Here is a 15,889-nt window from a genome sequence, read left to right on the forward strand (position 1 = left end):
TAATGACCGTGCTGGATTTATCATTATCTATTATTCATTCTACATTATTCATGTATTTACTTAGGTTTTGTGGTTGTTTTATTTGTTGGATTGCCGTTGGTCGCCGTTGGTTTAGTGTCTAACCCTAATTCTTCCATAATGTAGTCTGAATAATCGTGCCGTGGGTCTGTATAGAGCATAACAAAGTCAGAGGCTTTGTCGAACATAAAGTTCAGTTTCTTCTGCAGACATACTTTTTCAACCGCTCGGTTAATCAGCTCCATTGGCGCTTTCATTAACTCTTTCTTCTTTTCGAATAACAAGCCCTGATAACCAAATACTTTATTATTATAATCCCGGGCTTCGCGTTCTTTATCGCTAATGGCTTTTTGCCGGTCGCGTTTCATGTCTTCGGTTAGCAGAATTTCTTCGGCCTGATAGGCTTTCTGGAGCTTCTCAATCTCAACGTATTTGTCCTGAATGTCTTTAGACCACTTATCGGCAAACTTGTCGATTTCGCTAAGTGCTTTCTGATACTCAGGCATCTTGCTAAAGATGTACTCTGTATCGATGTAGCCGAATTTCTGGGCCTGAGCAGGAATGGTTGCCCAAACGGAGCACAAAAGTACAATAAATAGGGCTTTTTTCATTAGGAACCAGTCAAAATTTGCAGGAAGTGATTGAATAGCAAGTCATTCACGACCGCGCGGGCGGCCCCGTTACGCGTTACGAATTACGATAGTTTAACCGGAAGATTGCCCGTGTCTATAACTCGTAATTCGTAACGCGTAATTCGTAAATCCATTATCTAATCTGCTGACCAATCGTGAAGTGGAACTGACCCGATGCATGGTCTTTCACACCCGGAATTTTGTCGAAGCCATAACCATAGTCAATACCAATCAACCCAAAGGCAGGCATGAAAATACGTGCCCCAAAGCCCATCGACCGTTTCAGATCGAACGGATTGTACTGTTTGTAGCTGGCCCAGTTGTTACCGGCCTCCAGGAATGTCAGTACAAAGATGGTAGCCGATGGGTTCAGCGAAACAGGATAGCGGAGTTCTGCAACGAATTTGTTGTAAACAACCCCACCCTGGCTGCGAGACGTTTGATCAACAGCACGGTCGTAGTCGGCAGTGAAAACGCTACGGTCATCATACCCACGAAGACCAATGATATCCTGAGCCAAGGCAAACTGACCTTGTCCGGCTAAGCCCGAACCACCCAATATAAAGCGTTCGAATGGCCCGATGGCTGTACGTTTGTTATAGCTACCCAGGAAACCTAAGTGAGCCCGAGTGTTTAATACCAATTTACCAAACACCGTCTGGAACCAGCTAGCGTCGAACATCCATTTGTGGTACTCAACAAACTTGTATTTATCCTTCGGAGCCTCGGTTGCCGTTGTTGTACGCCAAGCCGAATACGGAGGAGTGAACGAGCCACTCAATGTAAACGACGACCCGTTCCGTGGGAATTGTGGGTTATCGATACTGTTCCGCGATAGCGTCGTATTGAACGTAATGTTGTTCGAAATACCGTCTTTATAGCCGATGTAGAACAAATCGAGGTTGTTGAGGTCATACCGTTGGTACGAAATCGAGTTACTCAACGAGAAGTAATCATCAGGTATTTTTAACTGACGGCCTAAACCAACCGTAATGGCTGTATTGGTATACGAACCCGTTGGCGTACGACCCTGTAAGCTTTGGTAAATACTGTATGGGTTCGTAGGATCATAGAATGTCCGGTAAACCGTATGGCTGGCACTTACCGACAAGGCGTTGGGTTTGCGGCCGCCTAACCAGGGTTCGGTGAATGACAGCGAGTATACCTGATACTGACTACCGTTGGCCTGGAAGCGTAACTGAACACGTTGACCATCACCAGCAGGGAGTGGTCTCCAGGCACTAAAGTTCGGTATGTTACGAGCCGAGAAGTTGTTGAACGTCAAACCAAGTGTTCCGACAAAGCCTACGTAGCCGCCCCAACCACCTGACAATTCGATCTGGTCGGACGGTTTCTCTTCGACGGTATATTCGATATCTACCGTTCCATCACTTTGTGGAATTGGGTTGATGCCGATTTTTTCGGGGTCGAAATAACCGAGCGTCGATAATTCACGCTGGGTACGAATCAGGTTTGTTTTAGAGAATTTCTGACCCGGTAATGTCCGAATGGTACGCATTACCACGTGATCGCTGGTTTTGGTATTACCGTTCAGAATAACCTTGTTGATTGTAGCCTGTTTTCCTTCAAAGATGCGGATTTCAAGATCGATAGAATCGCCTTCAATAGTTTTCTCGATGGGTTGCGCGTTGTAATACAGATAACCCAAATCCATGTATTGAGAACTTAAATCCTGACCAGGGTTTCCGTTCATCCGCTTTTCTAAATCCTCTGGGTTATAAATATCACCTTTCGTGATACCTAGCACCTGACGAAGCTGAGCAGCTGTATAGAGGTAATTGCCCGAGAAATCAATATTACGGTAGTAGTACTGACGACCCTCGCTTATTTTCATGTTAATGCTAATGGCATTACCACCATTATGTACTACCGTGTCGTGTTCAATAATGGCATCGCGATAGCCGAGTTTATTGTAGTAATCAAGTAGCTTCTTTTTGTCTTCTTCGTATTTCTTAGGAATAAATTTCGACGGGGTAAACACACGACCAAATCGCTGTTCTTTCGTGCTTTTCATTTTCATCCGAACCGCAGTCTCATCCAGTTCGTCGACGCCTTCGAAATTGATTTTCGCAATCTTAACTTTCTGGCCTTTGTCAACCAATACGCGCATGGTGGCGTTATTGCGTGTACTATCGGGAATGGTGGTTATTTTAACCTTCGTGTTCAAAAAGCCTTTGTCGACAAAGTATTTGCGCACCGCCATCTGGGTGTTTTTCGTAATCGTATTGGTCACGATTTTACCCAGGTTAAGTTTGATTTTATCTTTCAGGTTATCCTGTTCGCCTTTTTTTACGCCCATGAAACTAACCCGGTAAAGACGAGGCCGCTCCTGTACCCGGAACATCAGCGAAACTTTATTTTCATTGACATTGGTGGCAAACAATTCAACGTTATCCAGCAGGCCAGATTCCATCAATTTACGAACAGAAGATCCAACAACTTCGCCTGGAATACGGATTTTATCACCTACTTTCAGACCAGCCAGCGACACAAGCGAGTTCGGGTCCAGATAACGGGTGCCTGTTACGGTTAATCCGGCAATTTCATATTCTTTTGGGCTGGCGTAATTGAGTAAATCATTACTTTCTACGGCAGGGGTATTGTCACGCCCTACGCCCACGCGTACTTGTGCCCAAAGCCTGGTGGGCAACAAACTAATGAGCAGGAGAGTAGTTCCTAATAATACTTTTATACGGTGTTCCAAGTTGTAATGCGTGTTAACTGTTTGATTGTCTGGACCCAATTTGGGTAATCAGGGTTGAAAGATACGTAACTTATTTTTTACCTGACTGAGCCTCACAACCGATTTCACTTTATTTAACTAATTGTTCGCTGGTTTTGCCAAATCGGCGTTCGCGTTGCTGATAATTTACAATAGCTTCGTGCAAATGTGCTTTTCGGAAATCAGGCCAGAGTACATCAGGCATGTATAATTCGGCATAAGCCAATTGCCAAAGCATAAAGTTGCTAATACGCATTTCGCCACTGGTGCGAATCATTAGTTCGGGATCTGGAATGCCGCCCGTAGCCAGCTGTTGATCAAACAACGTTTCATCAATTTGCTCGGGGGTAATCTTTCCATCGCGTACATCGGCTGCCAGTTGGCGGGTAGCCTGCAAAATATCCCATCGGCCACTATAGCTAAGTGCTAAAAGTAGAGTCAGGCCGGTATTTTGGCTGGTTTCCCGAATGGCCTCAGCCAGCTCACGCCGACAGTCGGCGGGCAAGCTATTCGTGTCACCAATGGTTCCTAACCGTACATTGTTGTCCATTAATGTTTTAATTTCTCCCCGAATGGTATGAACCAGCAACGTCATGAGCGCGTCTACTTCAAATTTCGGACGATTCCAGTTTTCAGTTGAAAAGGCGTAGAGCGTCAGATACTTTACGCCTAGCTCGGCGCATCCTTCTGTTACTTCGCGTACAGCCTTGATGGCGTTGCGGTGGCCAAACACCCGGGCTGCCCCTTGACGCTTAGCCCAGCGGCCGTTTCCGTCCATGATAACGGCTATGTGCTGAGGCAGATTGCCCGAGTCAATGTGTTCCTTCATTCCAAAGGAGGAGTTTTAACAGTATTTAACAAGACCGCGAAGATACGCAAATTTAGTCAGTTATGGGGAAGGGATGAATGAAAGAGCGAAAGAGTGGATGAGTGAAAGAGCGAAATAACAACCGGGTAGTATCCACTCTTGCGCACTTTCACTCTTTCACTCATTGTTAGGTATCTTTGCCGGAAGAAAACATAAATAAGGTCGGTACGTTTTTTTTGTACGAACCTATTATTTCACTAAGCACTTTAAATGACTAAGTCGTTTTCGTTATTCTTGAGCCAGCTATCAGTTGTTGTCTTGCTGGTTATGTTGTTGGGTTGCCAGAAACGGGATGATGCCGTTGCAAGCCCTCAAACAATTACCGATCGTGTTCTGGAAGATAGCCAGTTCGGGCTGTTCCGAATAGCTATGGCGTATGGGGGCGTTAGTGATGCCCTGAAGGCGGGGAACCTGACATTGTTTGCGCCAACCGATGCCGCTTTTCAGGCAGCGGGCTTATCTACTGAAGCGGCTATCCGGGCGATGTCGAAGGAGCAGGTGCGGAGCCTGGTCATGTACCATGTGCTAAACGGTCGGGTTGCTGCTGCTGCCATTCCATCAGGAAGTAATTCGGTGGTCACCTCCAGCAGTGCCATTGCCTTCGTTAATAAAACCACCGATGGAACGATTTATATCAATAGCGCCAAACTGACCCAAACCGATATCAGTACCGCAAATGGCTATATCCACATTATTGATCGGGTGCTGATTCCCGCAACCGGCAATTTGCTGACGGCCATTCAGGCGAATCCAAATCTGACCTTTTTATCGGCTGCCATCAAACGTATTGCGACCAGTAACCCAACCTTATTGTCGACATTAGATAATGCCTCGGCTACGAATACGGCCACGCTGTTTGCGCCAACCGATGCTGCTTTTAAGGCCGATAACGTCTATTATTCGCTGGCCGCTATCGAATCGGCGAATTCGCAAACACTGGCCAATACGTTATTCTACCATGTTTTACCGGGCGTAACGTTTTCCAACCAGTTTCAGTCGGGTACAGTCTCTACGATGCTCAGTGGAAACAAAGTCACGGTTATTGTAACAGGGACTCAGATTTCAGTAAAGGGCAATAAAAACACAACGGCAGCCTTTGTGAAACAGGCTGATATTACGGCTACTAACGGGGTTATTCACATTATCGACCAGGTCCTACAGCCGTAGGGACTCAGCCATAATCGTCAAAAAAAGCAGAAATTTTCATCAGCCTACCAACGCATTGCCACAATCAGGGGTCGTTTAGCGTATAAGGTATGTTTGTTCAGTCATTTTCATGAGTAAACTTCAGTTAATAATTCTTGGTCTATTGTTTTTGGGTGGGATTGCATCCTGCAAAATGCAGGATGTAGATGCCGCTTCAAAAGCCGCAACCTATACAGCTAATAGAAGCGCTATCGATACATACATTGCCTCTCAGCCCTGGTCAACAACACCTACAGCGGTGACTTCGAATTCAGGTCTCTATTTTGCACTGACACAACCACCTTCGTCGACCGTAAGCCCCGCTTATGGACAAGAGCTTGAGTTTACCTATACGCTTTCGTCATTGAGTACTACGGTAGGTACTTCTACGACTAGCTCAACGGCTATAAGCACTACAGTTGTTACAGCCAAAATTGTTGACACCGTTTATTCGAAAAACCCACTTTTTATTCCGTTTAAGAAAGGCATACTAAAAGCAGGCGTGGAAGAAGGCCTGTTACTCATGCACGAAGGTGATAAGGCTGTTTTACTGATGCCCTCGATTTTGGCCTTTGGTGAGGCTGGTAGCTCAGATGGTGTAGTGCCTGGCAGTACGCCAGTGCGGTATGATATAACGCTGAACCGAGCCCGGACCGAAACCCAGCAAATAAGAGAGTATGTTGATAATTATGTTACGGCTGCACCCAGTAGTTTAACACTTACCGAGAAAACGGCAGATAGTCTACGCACTTATAGGACAACAACCAATGCAACAGCTATGCTTGTAGACTCCGCCTTAAGTAAAGGCCAGACCGTGACTATAAACTTTGTGGCTAGACTGCTTCATGCTAAAACAGCCGTACAATTTGCTAGTATCAATGGCGTAAGCATAACCTCAACAAATGTGGCTAGCCTTGTAACAGGACTGGCTACTGGATTGAAAAAGTTAAGGATAGGCGAGAAGGCAACATTTATATTCCCATCGGCACTTGGTTATAAAGACACGGGTCTTATTGATGCAAGTACTAGTACTGGCGTATTTATAGTTGCCCCTTATGCCCCCCTGCGTTATGATGTTGAAGTGGTTTCGGCCAAATAAATCAGTAAGTTCAATTAGTTGTATTTCTCTTTTTCATGCGTAATCTATCTGTATGTATGGCTGGCCTTCTGCTAATCGGTGGGCTGTTCTCTTGCCAAAAGGAAGATATCGGTCTTACCGATGATCAGATTCTGGAATCCAATAAAGCCGATATTCTTAGCTATGCCGCGGCCAAAGGATTAGGAGGATCAATGACTGCGTCTGGGGTCTATTATGCCTTAACCAAAGCTAGTGGTTCTTCGGTGATTCCGGCTGTTGGTCAGGAAGTGGAGTTTAATTATAAATTGTATGTGTTATCTCGGAACAGCGCTAATGCGATGATCGATACGTTTGTCGATTCGACGTACGCTACTAAGTCCAGCTATATCTACATCGTTGACAATACACCGGGTGTGACCGAAGGCTTGATCCGGATGAAGGAAGGTGATCAGTCTCAAATTTTGCTGCCATCGTATTACGCATTTGGCAGAACTGGTGCAGGTAATGGAGTCATTCCTGCCAATGCCTCTGTTCGGCTGGATGTAACCTTGAAACGGACCCGTAGCGAAGATCAACAGATTGATGAGTATCTGACGGCCAACAAGATGACTCCGACCGAAGTGACAACAACCGGATTACGGTTTGTTAGAACGCTCGAAAACCCAGCAGGGGCCACAACAACACCTACGCAGACACTGACAATTAAGTACAAAGGGAAGTTGCTGCGATCTACATCTGCCTTCGATAGTACTGGAACTGGTACTTATTCTGCTCTGGCTAGTCAGTTTGTACCGGGTTTTGCCGAAGGCTTGGCTAAACTTCGGGTTGGTGAAAAGGCAACGATTGTTTTTCCATCAAAACTTGGCTACGGCTCAACGGGCTATCAGGTCATTCCGGCTTATGCTCCCCTACGGTTCGATATCGAACTGGTTTCGGCCCAGTAAGGAAAACGCCAGTTTAGGTCATTTCAGAGCGCTTCATGATGAATTCATGGGGCGCTTTTTTTATGGTTTATCATTAAAGATTTGATTGAGTGGCAACGTTTTGTGGGGCTGAAAAGGCATACTTCTCGATATATGTATATGTGTCAAAATTTACTGAAAATATATATTTATAACGATTTTGATGGTTACTAGTCAAGAAAATTAAAAATAGTAAATATGAACGAGTTAATTCGGTATTATAGAATGATATATTGTTGTTTATTTTGTAAATGGTTATATATACATAATAATATATTTTAAAATATACAAAATGCAATATTTTATATTAAGTTTGCTGTTTCATCTATACTATTACCTATGTGTACTTACTACAAATTGAATCGTTTTCTGTTGAGCGCGGCCTTTTGGGCACTAACGCTCACTGCCGTTCTGGCTCAGGGTATCCGAGGGCGCATAATCGACCTGAATACTAAGGCCGCTATTCCTGGTGCTACCATTGTTGTGGCCAATACAAACCTTGGCGCTACTACCGATGCGAATGGAGACTATACGCTAAAAGTGAATCCGGGAAGTTACACCTTGCGCGTAAGTTTTGTGGGTTACGAAACACTGAGTGTACCTGTTAACGTAGGCGATGGTGAGGCCGTTGCCAATGCTTCTCTAAAAGAAACATCTTCGGCGTTGAGCGAAGTGGTTGTAATTGGATCGCGTTCGCAAACTTCCCGAACAAACGTACAAACCCCCGCCCCAGTCGATGTTATTACCACAAAGGAATTGAAGGGATTTCCTCAGGTAGATATTAGTCAGGTATTGAACTATGTGGCTCCATCGTTCAACTCGAATCGACAAACGGTAACCGACGGGACTGACCATATCAACCCGGCTTCGTTGCGGGGCCTTGGACCCGATCAGGTGCTGGTTCTGGTAAACGGCAAGCGTCGACATACGACGGCTCTGGTCAATATTAACGGATCAGTAGGGCGAGGTTCGGTTGGTACCGATATGGACGTCATTCCGGTTTCGGCAGTGGAGCGGATTGAAGTCCTGCGTGATGGAGCAGCAGCCCAGTATGGCACCGATGCTATCGCGGGGGTAATCAACGTAGTATTAAAGAAAAACTATACAGGTTTCTCTGCATCACTGACAGGAGGTCAAAATATGACCACCATGAAGTATATGATTCCGAATATTAACGGCGGATCAGATCAGAAAACTCAGAAAATTAACGACGGTAGTTTAATTCAGTTTGACTTTACGAAAGGCTTTCGGTTAGGCAGTCAGGGCCGGTTATCGGTAAGTGGTCAGTACAATAACCACGATCGGACTAATCGGAGTGCAGACGACAACGCGCCAACGATTTATGTTGGCTCGGCGGGTAGTTTTCCAGCTACGCCCACGGGGCAGGATGCAACTACGTTCCGGAAGAGTCTGATTGCTCAGGATCAGGCTATTATTCAGCAACGAGGATATGATCGCCATAACATGATTGTGGGTAACTCAAATGCCCAGAACATCGGGTTATTCATCAATGGGGGTGTTCCAACGAACTCGAAATCGGAATTTTATTTCTCGGGCGGTATTACGCACCGTTCAGGTACAGGGTATGGCAACAACCGCGTACCAAACTCGCGCAACCAGCAACCCCTGAAACTGGACGGGTCACTTTATTATCCAGATGGTTTTCTGCCGGGTATTAAGCCAAGTATCAACGATCAGTCGTTGATTTTAGGGTATAAAACCATGTTGGGCAAATGGAATGCAGAGGTTAGTAACGTTATTGGCCGGAACTCGATTGCTTACACAATTGTCAATTCAGCCAATGCGTCGCTTCCGGCTAGTGATACGCCCCAAACGACATTCGATGCAGGCTCACTTTCGTTTCTCCAAAATACAGTTAATCTGGATTTTAACCGTCGGTTTGTGGCCGCTAACAGCGCATCGCTTAACGTCGCTTACGGTGCTGAAGCCCGTTTCGAGAATTTCCAGATCAAGGCAGGTGAATCGGCTTCGTATTCGGGCGACCCAACTCGCGTAGTGCCAATTGCCCCTCCGTTATCGGGTACGGTGGTTGCCGCTCCAGGTTCGCAGGTATTCCCTGGTAACCAGCCAACAGATGCTATTAATAAATCACGGCAGAGTCAGGCGCTTTATCTTGATCTGGAAGGTGAAAAAGGTCGTCTGTTGATTGGGGCTGCTGGTCGATACGAACATTATAGTGACTTTGGCTCGACGATCAACGGTAAGTTGACCGCTCGGTTGCAGATAACGCCCGCTATCGCGTTGCGTGGTTCGGCTAGTACCGGATTTCGGGCACCTTCGCTCCACCAGCGTTATTTTCAGAATACGAGCACCCAGTTCGTTAACGGTTTGCCATCTAACACGCTGACTCTGAATAACGATAGCCCAATTGTTCGAAATGTGATTGGTGTAGACGCTCTCAAGCCCGAGACGTCGGTAAACCTTGCTGCGGGTATAACGGCTCGCGCTGGTCGGGCGTTTACGCTGACGGTGGATGCTTACCAGATCGATATCACCAACCGAATTGTGTATTCGGGTTCGTTCACTCGCGCGCAGTTGGGCTTCTCGTCAGCCGATTATCCAGGTGTAAACCTGGTTCGTTTCTTTGCCAATGCTGTCAATACCCGTACGCAGGGGCTCGATATTGTTGGGTCAGAGCGGTTGACGCTAGGAAAAGGGCAGTTGGTCTTGAGCGCTGCGCTGAATTTCAACAAAAATACAGTTACTGCCATCAACAGCACACCATTAATCGATGATCCGAAAAACAACCCTGCCGATGCCAACCCAAGTACCTGGTATCGTACGTCTTTGTTCGACCGCAACCAGATCTCGATCATCGAAGATTATTTGCCTCGTAGCAAATGGAATTTGAGTGCGACCTATACCATTGGTAAATTTGATATTTCGGCCCGTACGGTACGATTTGGCGAAGTGAAGTTTAAAACGGCCACCGACCCGGATGCTAAAAAAGCTGATGGTACGTACTGGAACACACAGTTTGCCCGTGATGAGACAGGTCATGCCTACATTGATCAGACATTCAAACCAGTCTGGATTACTGACTTGATTGTAACTTACCGGGCAACTAAGCAGATCGGTATTACGCTCGGGGCTAACAATATTTTCGATGTGTATCCCGATCAAATCTATATTGATCCCCGAAATGCATTGGGTAGCACCGATTATACGTCGGGCCGCGACAATTCGAACCGGGGTCGTTTCCTGTATCAGCCTAACCAGGGTGGCTACAACGGTCGCTATGTATTTGGCCGGGTTAGCGTGAACTTCTAACCATCAAGACACTTATTCATAAAAAAAGAGTCGCTCTAATCGGGCGACTCTTTTTTTATAAGAAAACGAGCCCCAAATGAGTAGCCTGTTTAGAAATAGTTCTCTTCTCAAGAGCGTTGGATGATAAATGGCGTGGTTTCGCCTATTCCGACAACTCTTGAGAATTTCTAAAAAGCCAAGTCCGGTATGTTCAAAATCTTTTCGTTTTCTGTATTGCTGACGATTATGTTGGATACGCCTATGCTCAGTAAAGCGCAGTCAGATACCCTGTTAGTGCCCGCTAAAGAGTGTAGTGTACGAGGAGGCTTGCCGTATTTCTTTGCCAAAGTGAAAGCTGGACAGGCGGTGAAAATTGCCTATCTGGGGGGCAGCATTACCGAAGCAGCAGGCGGTTGGCGCGAGCAGTCATTGACCTGGATTCGGCAACAGTATCCTAAAGCGTCTATTGAACAAGTAAGTGCTGCTATAGGAGGCACGGGCTCCGATCTGGGTGTGTTTCGATTAAAAGAACAGGTATTAAACTTCCAGCCCGATTTGGTTTTCGTTGAATTTGCGGTCAACGACGACGGGAAAAATCCGGAACAGATTTCCGTAGCGATGGAAGGTATTGTTCGGCAAATCTGGCGAGCAAGCTCCCACACCGATATCTGCTTTGTCTATACCTTAACGGCGGGGATGGCTCCCTCGCTGGCCAAAGGATACTTTCCAAGGTCGGCATCTACGATGGAAAAAATTGCCAATTATTATGCCATCCCGTCTATCCATCTTGGTCTGGAAGTGGTGCGATTGGCCGAAAAGGGGGAGCTGGTATTTAGTGGGAAATTGGGTGAATTTCCGGGCAAGCTAGTTTTCTCGGCCGATAATGTACATCCTTATCCGCAAACTGGCCATCGACTTTATACGGAAGCGTTGGCGCGCGCTTTCAACGTACTGGAAACGGCAGGGACGAAGCGCAAAAAACAACTCAAAGAGCCTTTATTCGCCAATAACTGGGAGCGCGCCCAAATGATCAGCGCGAAACAGAGTACCCGTTCGGCAGGCTGGCTCGAAATCACACCGACTACTGATTCGGTAGCCCGAAAGTTGTCTAATCGGTTCGCGTTTTTACTAAAAGCAACAACTCCGGGCGAACGGATTCAGGTACGTTTTCGAGGCACTCACTTTGGGTTATATGATGTGATGGGCCCCGGTTGTGGACAATTTCGAGTGGTTATAGATGGCCAAGAGACAAAACTATTTCCTCGATTCGACCGGTTTTGCACTTACTATCGATCAAATTATTTTCTGTTACCAGTCCTGGCAGATGGTGTGCATACGGTTGAGTTATATGTCGATGCACAAAAACTCGACAAAGCGGCTATCCTGAAGCAACGCAATATAACCATAACAGACCCAAAGCCCTATGAGCCTCAGGATTGCTATGCCGGGCAATTTTTAGTTATTGGAGAGGTTCTGGGCAACTAAATAAGGACATAACCTAATACTGGTTGCATTTAGTTGCTATCGATTCTCGGGGCCGCCCGCGCGGTCGATTCTAGTGTGCTGATAATCAGGGACGATAGAATCCAAAGAATCGATAGAATCTAAATTGGACGAGCACTAGTTGGCCAAAGCACTAGAACGTATTAATCAGCTTACTTCGGCGCCATTCGAATAGCTCCGTCGAGTCGGATCACTTCTCCGTTCAACATCGGATTTTCGAGTATGCTTTTTGCCAGCATAGCATATTCCGCTGGCCGACCGAGCCGCGACGGAAAAGGCACCTGTTGGCCTAATGACAGGCGAGCTTCTTCGGGTAGGCCTGCCAGTAATGGCGTCTCAAATAAACCGGGCGCGATGGTCATAACCCGAATACCCGAGCGAGCCAGATCGCGGGCAATGGGAAGGGTCATGCCTACAATTCCTCCTTTCGAGGCCGAGTAAGCCGCTTGACCGATTTGGCCATCGTAAGCAGCTACGGAAGCGGTATTGATAATGACACCCCGTTCACCTTCATTGTTTGGCGTATTATGCTCCATCGCTAAAGCCGCCAGTCGGATTACATTGAAGGTGCCGATGAGGTTGATCGAAATAACTTTCTGGAAAGCCGCCAGTGAGTGTGCGCCGTAAACACCATCGACCTTACCAACCGTTTTCCGGGCTTCGGCAACACCCGCGCAATTGACGTTGATATGCAAACTACCAAACGTGCCAATAGCCATATTGATAGCCGTTTGTACATCGGCTTCATCGGTCACGTTGGTTTTCACAAAGCGAACTTTGCTCCCTAATTCTTCGGCGAGTGCATTGCCCCGCTCGTCGTTCATGTCCAGAATAACGACGTTGGCTCCATTCGATACCAACATTCGGGCCGTTGCTTCGCCTAAACCAGAAGCCCCACCCGTAACAATTGCTGTTGCGTTCGCTATGTTCATGTTTATTGTTTCAAGTTTGTTGTTCCAGGTTTCATGTTCCAGCTAATGAAATGAACATGAAACCTGGAACAACAAACTTGAAACAAATAGAAAAACTTACAAAATGGTCATTAGTTCGTTCCAGTGCCTGATATCGTAGGTCGGTTTATTATCAACTACTACCCCTTTGGGGTTGTAAAAGATGGTATCTAAGCCGACGCTCTTAGCGCCCAGAATATCCGCTTCGTAATTATCGCCAATCATGATGCTTTCGGCCGCCGTTGTACCACTGATTTCCATCGCATACTGAAATACAAGCGGATTGGGCTTTTTCGCATTGGCATTTTCGCTGGTCACAACGTGCGTGAAATAGTGTGCTATGTCGGAACTATTCATCTTCGTAGCCTGAATATCGGCAAAGCCATTCGTGATGATGTGCATCGTATAACGGCCTTTCAAATAATCCAGGATCTCACGCGCTGATTCCAGTAAATGAGATTTATAAGGCAGCAATTTTAAGTATTCGGCGTTTAGGTCAGCCTGAATGGCCGATTCATCGATTCCTAGTGCTTTGAATACCAGCGGAAATCGGTGTTTCCGAATGTAGCTATGCTCGATCAGGTTTTTGTCGTAATCGGCCCACAATTGGTGGTTGATGGTAATAAAATGACGACTAAACTCATCTGCGGATGGAATACCAGCTTCGGACAGTCGGAATGTGTCGAACAATTCGGTAATACACTCCGCCGAGTTTCGGTCAAAATCCCACAGTGTGTGATCGAGGTCAAAAAAGAGGTGTTTGTACATCATGTAGTTGTAGAGCCGTAACGTTATAGAGTTGTCAAGTTGCAGGTTCGGCACTTAACAACTCTATAACGTTATGACTTTAAAACTCTAGTTTAAGCCGCTCAACAGGCTGATTGTTGACAAGATGGCTATCCACAATTTCGGCAACATCTGACAACTGAACATTGCCGTAATAAGTACCTTCTGGATAAACGACCAGCGCCGGACCAAACGCACAGGCATCAAGGCAGCCCGTTCGTTGGGCGCGCATTTCTTTTAATAGACCACGCTCAGCGAGAGCGGCTTTGAAGGCATCGACCAGTTCGTTACCGTGCGCTTCGCCACAGGACTTTTTAGGAGCGGCTTTCTGATTGTTGCAGATGAAAACGTGCTTTTTATATTTCATATAGTTAATAGAATTCGTTCTCAAAGGTACGAACGAACCTGACGTTCCCGTCATTTCACTGCATGATCACGAGCGAGTTGGGGTTAAATTACAGACCGAATAAAAAATCGGATAAACTCTATGTCTTCATTCGGGTTATCATCTGGATACACAAGCTGAGAAAGATTTCAGAACAGCTGACTATCTGAGAGAAATTACTTGATGCTACGCTAAAAGTAAGCAAACTCTACCCAATTAAATTGTTATGAATACGCCAAATTCTGCGCTTGAGGAGCAGGAGTTATTGGGTGGATTAAAGGCCAATAATCAGCTTGCTTTTTCGACATTGTATGACCGATATGCCGCCATATTGCTGGGTATTATCACGAAGATTATTTCAGATAAAACAGAAGCAATAGCCCTTCTTGAAACAACCTTTACATGTATTCGGGAGCAAATAGATGAGTTTCGCCCTGGTAAACAGCCCTTATTTTTGTGGCTGTTTCAAATCGCCCGAACTACAGCCCAGGAAGCACTTAAAGAGCGTCAAAAGGCAAAGGCGGTTTCTATTCAGCTTACTGGCGACGGAAAAGTAATTCGCCCCGACTGGCCTCAAAATAGCTCAAAATCAGGAATAGAACCGGCTGAACCTCAGTGGAAAACATTCATCGAGGCAATTCTTTTTAAGAACTGTACACCCGAAGAAGCGGCTACTTCAGTAGGCTTACCCGTCGAAACGGTTCGTCAGCAATTACGGTTTGCTATGCAGCAATTGCGCAACACACCTAAGGGGTAAGGGGCTGTATTTGAGTTGCTTTATGGAACGCACTCCATGCCCGAAATAACTCCGCCTGAATGTGTTCCCAATCAGCTTCGATAGCACCACCCGGATGGGTTCGTACGTCATCGCATAAGTGCATGGCATTTGCCCGTAAACGTCCGTAGGTGGTAAAGGAAGAGGCCGGCTGATTGTACAAAGCGGCCGACGTTTGGACTAAAGCGTTCGCCAGATCGGTATATGAGTAGCGCTCCCGCTGGCGGTGAACAATCCACCATTCCAACTCAAGTTTGGCCACTTTAGCTACATCAAATGACTCGATGCTGAGTGATTGAATGGATTCATAATACGCTACCAGCTCAGGAATGGTGCGCTGGTAATCTGTTCGGGAGTGGCCTTTCTTAAAGTCAAAAGCTGCCTTCGACGCCTGAAATCCTAATACAAATGATCGCCAGAAAGGAGCATGAAATTGCTGTCGGAGCCCGCTGGCCAGTTGCCAGAACAAAAGCACTGGCTTCTTTTCATAGTAGGAGCGCCACATGGCTGTTTCCAGATGAGCGACTTCTGCCGGGTCGAATTGCCGAAGGCTGTTCTTTCGGGGTACATACAAATCCACAACAATCCAGATTACTAGAGCCACTAATGCGCCTGACCAAATCCGGCGAGTTAGTTTAGATGATCGAGTAGGAGTGTGGGTTGCCGTCAATGTTGTCAAAGGTATATACCAAGGCTACGTGATGTCGGTTACTAATAACCGACATCACGTTAAA

At 46.3% G+C, this 15,889-nt stretch carries 13 protein-coding genes; 6 read left to right on the forward strand and 7 right to left on the reverse strand.

What is annotated here, in order from left to right; translation table 11 throughout:
- Positions 1 to 56 precede the first annotated feature (56 nt).
- From ACYVGR_RS15655 to ACYVGR_RS15665, 3 genes are all read right to left on the reverse strand, one after another.
- Entirely contained in the window at positions 57 to 629 is a 573-nt protein-coding gene (locus ACYVGR_RS15655) for an OmpH/Skp family outer membrane protein (protein ID WP_182460569.1), read from the reverse strand.
- Between the two features lie 154 nt (positions 630 to 783).
- On the reverse strand, positions 784 to 3,375 hold the full coding sequence (gene bamA, locus ACYVGR_RS15660) for an outer membrane protein assembly factor BamA (RefSeq protein WP_460958253.1): 2,592 nt from the start codon (positions 3,373 to 3,375) through the stop codon (positions 784 to 786).
- A 109-nt stretch (positions 3,376 to 3,484) separates the two neighbouring features.
- Positions 3,485 to 4,222 carry an isoprenyl transferase gene (locus ACYVGR_RS15665; protein ID WP_182460571.1) on the reverse strand — a complete coding sequence of 246 codons (738 nt, stop codon included), beginning with the start codon at positions 4,220 to 4,222 and terminating at the stop codon, positions 3,485 to 3,487.
- A 249-nt stretch (positions 4,223 to 4,471) separates the two neighbouring features.
- On the opposite strand from ACYVGR_RS15665, the gene ACYVGR_RS15670 reads away from it, so the two are divergent.
- The 5 genes from ACYVGR_RS15670 to ACYVGR_RS15690 all read left to right on the forward strand — a co-directional run bounded on the left by ACYVGR_RS15670 (position 4,472) and on the right by ACYVGR_RS15690 (position 12,241).
- Entirely contained in the window at positions 4,472 to 5,428 is a 957-nt protein-coding gene (locus ACYVGR_RS15670) for a fasciclin domain-containing protein (protein ID WP_460958255.1), read from the forward strand.
- Positions 5,429 to 5,537: 109 nt separating this feature from the next.
- On the forward strand, positions 5,538 to 6,545 hold the full coding sequence (locus ACYVGR_RS15675) for an FKBP-type peptidyl-prolyl cis-trans isomerase (RefSeq protein WP_460958257.1): 1,008 nt from the start codon (positions 5,538 to 5,540) through the stop codon (positions 6,543 to 6,545).
- 56 nt (positions 6,546 to 6,601) lie between these two features.
- Complete coding sequence (locus ACYVGR_RS15680; protein ID WP_460958258.1) at positions 6,602 to 7,468, forward strand: FKBP-type peptidyl-prolyl cis-trans isomerase; 867 nt, start codon at positions 6,602 to 6,604, stop codon at positions 7,466 to 7,468.
- A gap of 357 nt (positions 7,469 to 7,825) precedes the next feature.
- On the forward strand, positions 7,826 to 10,777 hold the full coding sequence (locus ACYVGR_RS15685) for a TonB-dependent receptor (protein ID WP_460958260.1): 2,952 nt from the start codon (positions 7,826 to 7,828) through the stop codon (positions 10,775 to 10,777).
- A 186-nt stretch (positions 10,778 to 10,963) separates the two neighbouring features.
- Positions 10,964 to 12,241, forward strand: coding sequence for a GDSL-type esterase/lipase family protein (locus ACYVGR_RS15690; RefSeq protein WP_460958262.1), 1,278 nt, complete (start codon positions 10,964 to 10,966; stop codon positions 12,239 to 12,241).
- A gap of 170 nt (positions 12,242 to 12,411) precedes the next feature.
- On the opposite strand, the gene ACYVGR_RS15695 is transcribed toward ACYVGR_RS15690, so the two are convergent.
- The 3 genes from ACYVGR_RS15695 to ACYVGR_RS15705 form a co-directional block, all read right to left on the reverse strand.
- Positions 12,412 to 13,191 carry a 3-hydroxyacyl-CoA dehydrogenase gene (locus tag ACYVGR_RS15695; RefSeq protein WP_460958264.1) on the reverse strand — a complete coding sequence of 260 codons (780 nt, stop codon included), beginning with the start codon at positions 13,189 to 13,191 and terminating at the stop codon, positions 12,412 to 12,414.
- 96 nt (positions 13,192 to 13,287) lie between these two features.
- Complete coding sequence (locus tag ACYVGR_RS15700; RefSeq protein WP_460958431.1) at positions 13,288 to 13,977, reverse strand: YjjG family noncanonical pyrimidine nucleotidase; 690 nt, start codon at positions 13,975 to 13,977, stop codon at positions 13,288 to 13,290.
- 79 nt (positions 13,978 to 14,056) lie between these two features.
- The gene (locus tag ACYVGR_RS15705; protein ID WP_182460577.1) at positions 14,057 to 14,362 is read right to left on the reverse strand and encodes a (2Fe-2S) ferredoxin domain-containing protein; all 306 of its coding nucleotides are present in this window, start codon (positions 14,360 to 14,362) and stop codon (positions 14,057 to 14,059) included.
- Between the two features lie 244 nt (positions 14,363 to 14,606).
- Between ACYVGR_RS15705 and ACYVGR_RS15710 the strand changes: the two genes are divergently transcribed.
- Positions 14,607 to 15,137 carry an RNA polymerase sigma factor gene (locus tag ACYVGR_RS15710; protein ID WP_460958266.1) on the forward strand — a complete coding sequence of 177 codons (531 nt, stop codon included), beginning with the start codon at positions 14,607 to 14,609 and terminating at the stop codon, positions 15,135 to 15,137.
- On the opposite strand, the gene ACYVGR_RS15715 is transcribed toward ACYVGR_RS15710, so the two are convergent.
- Entirely contained in the window at positions 15,127 to 15,834 is a 708-nt protein-coding gene (locus tag ACYVGR_RS15715) for a hypothetical protein (RefSeq protein ID WP_460958268.1), read from the reverse strand. The two genes, ACYVGR_RS15710 and ACYVGR_RS15715, sit on opposite strands and share 11 nt — an antisense overlap.
- Positions 15,835 to 15,889 lie beyond the last annotated feature (55 nt).

Source organism: Spirosoma litoris, from assembly GCF_054776755.1.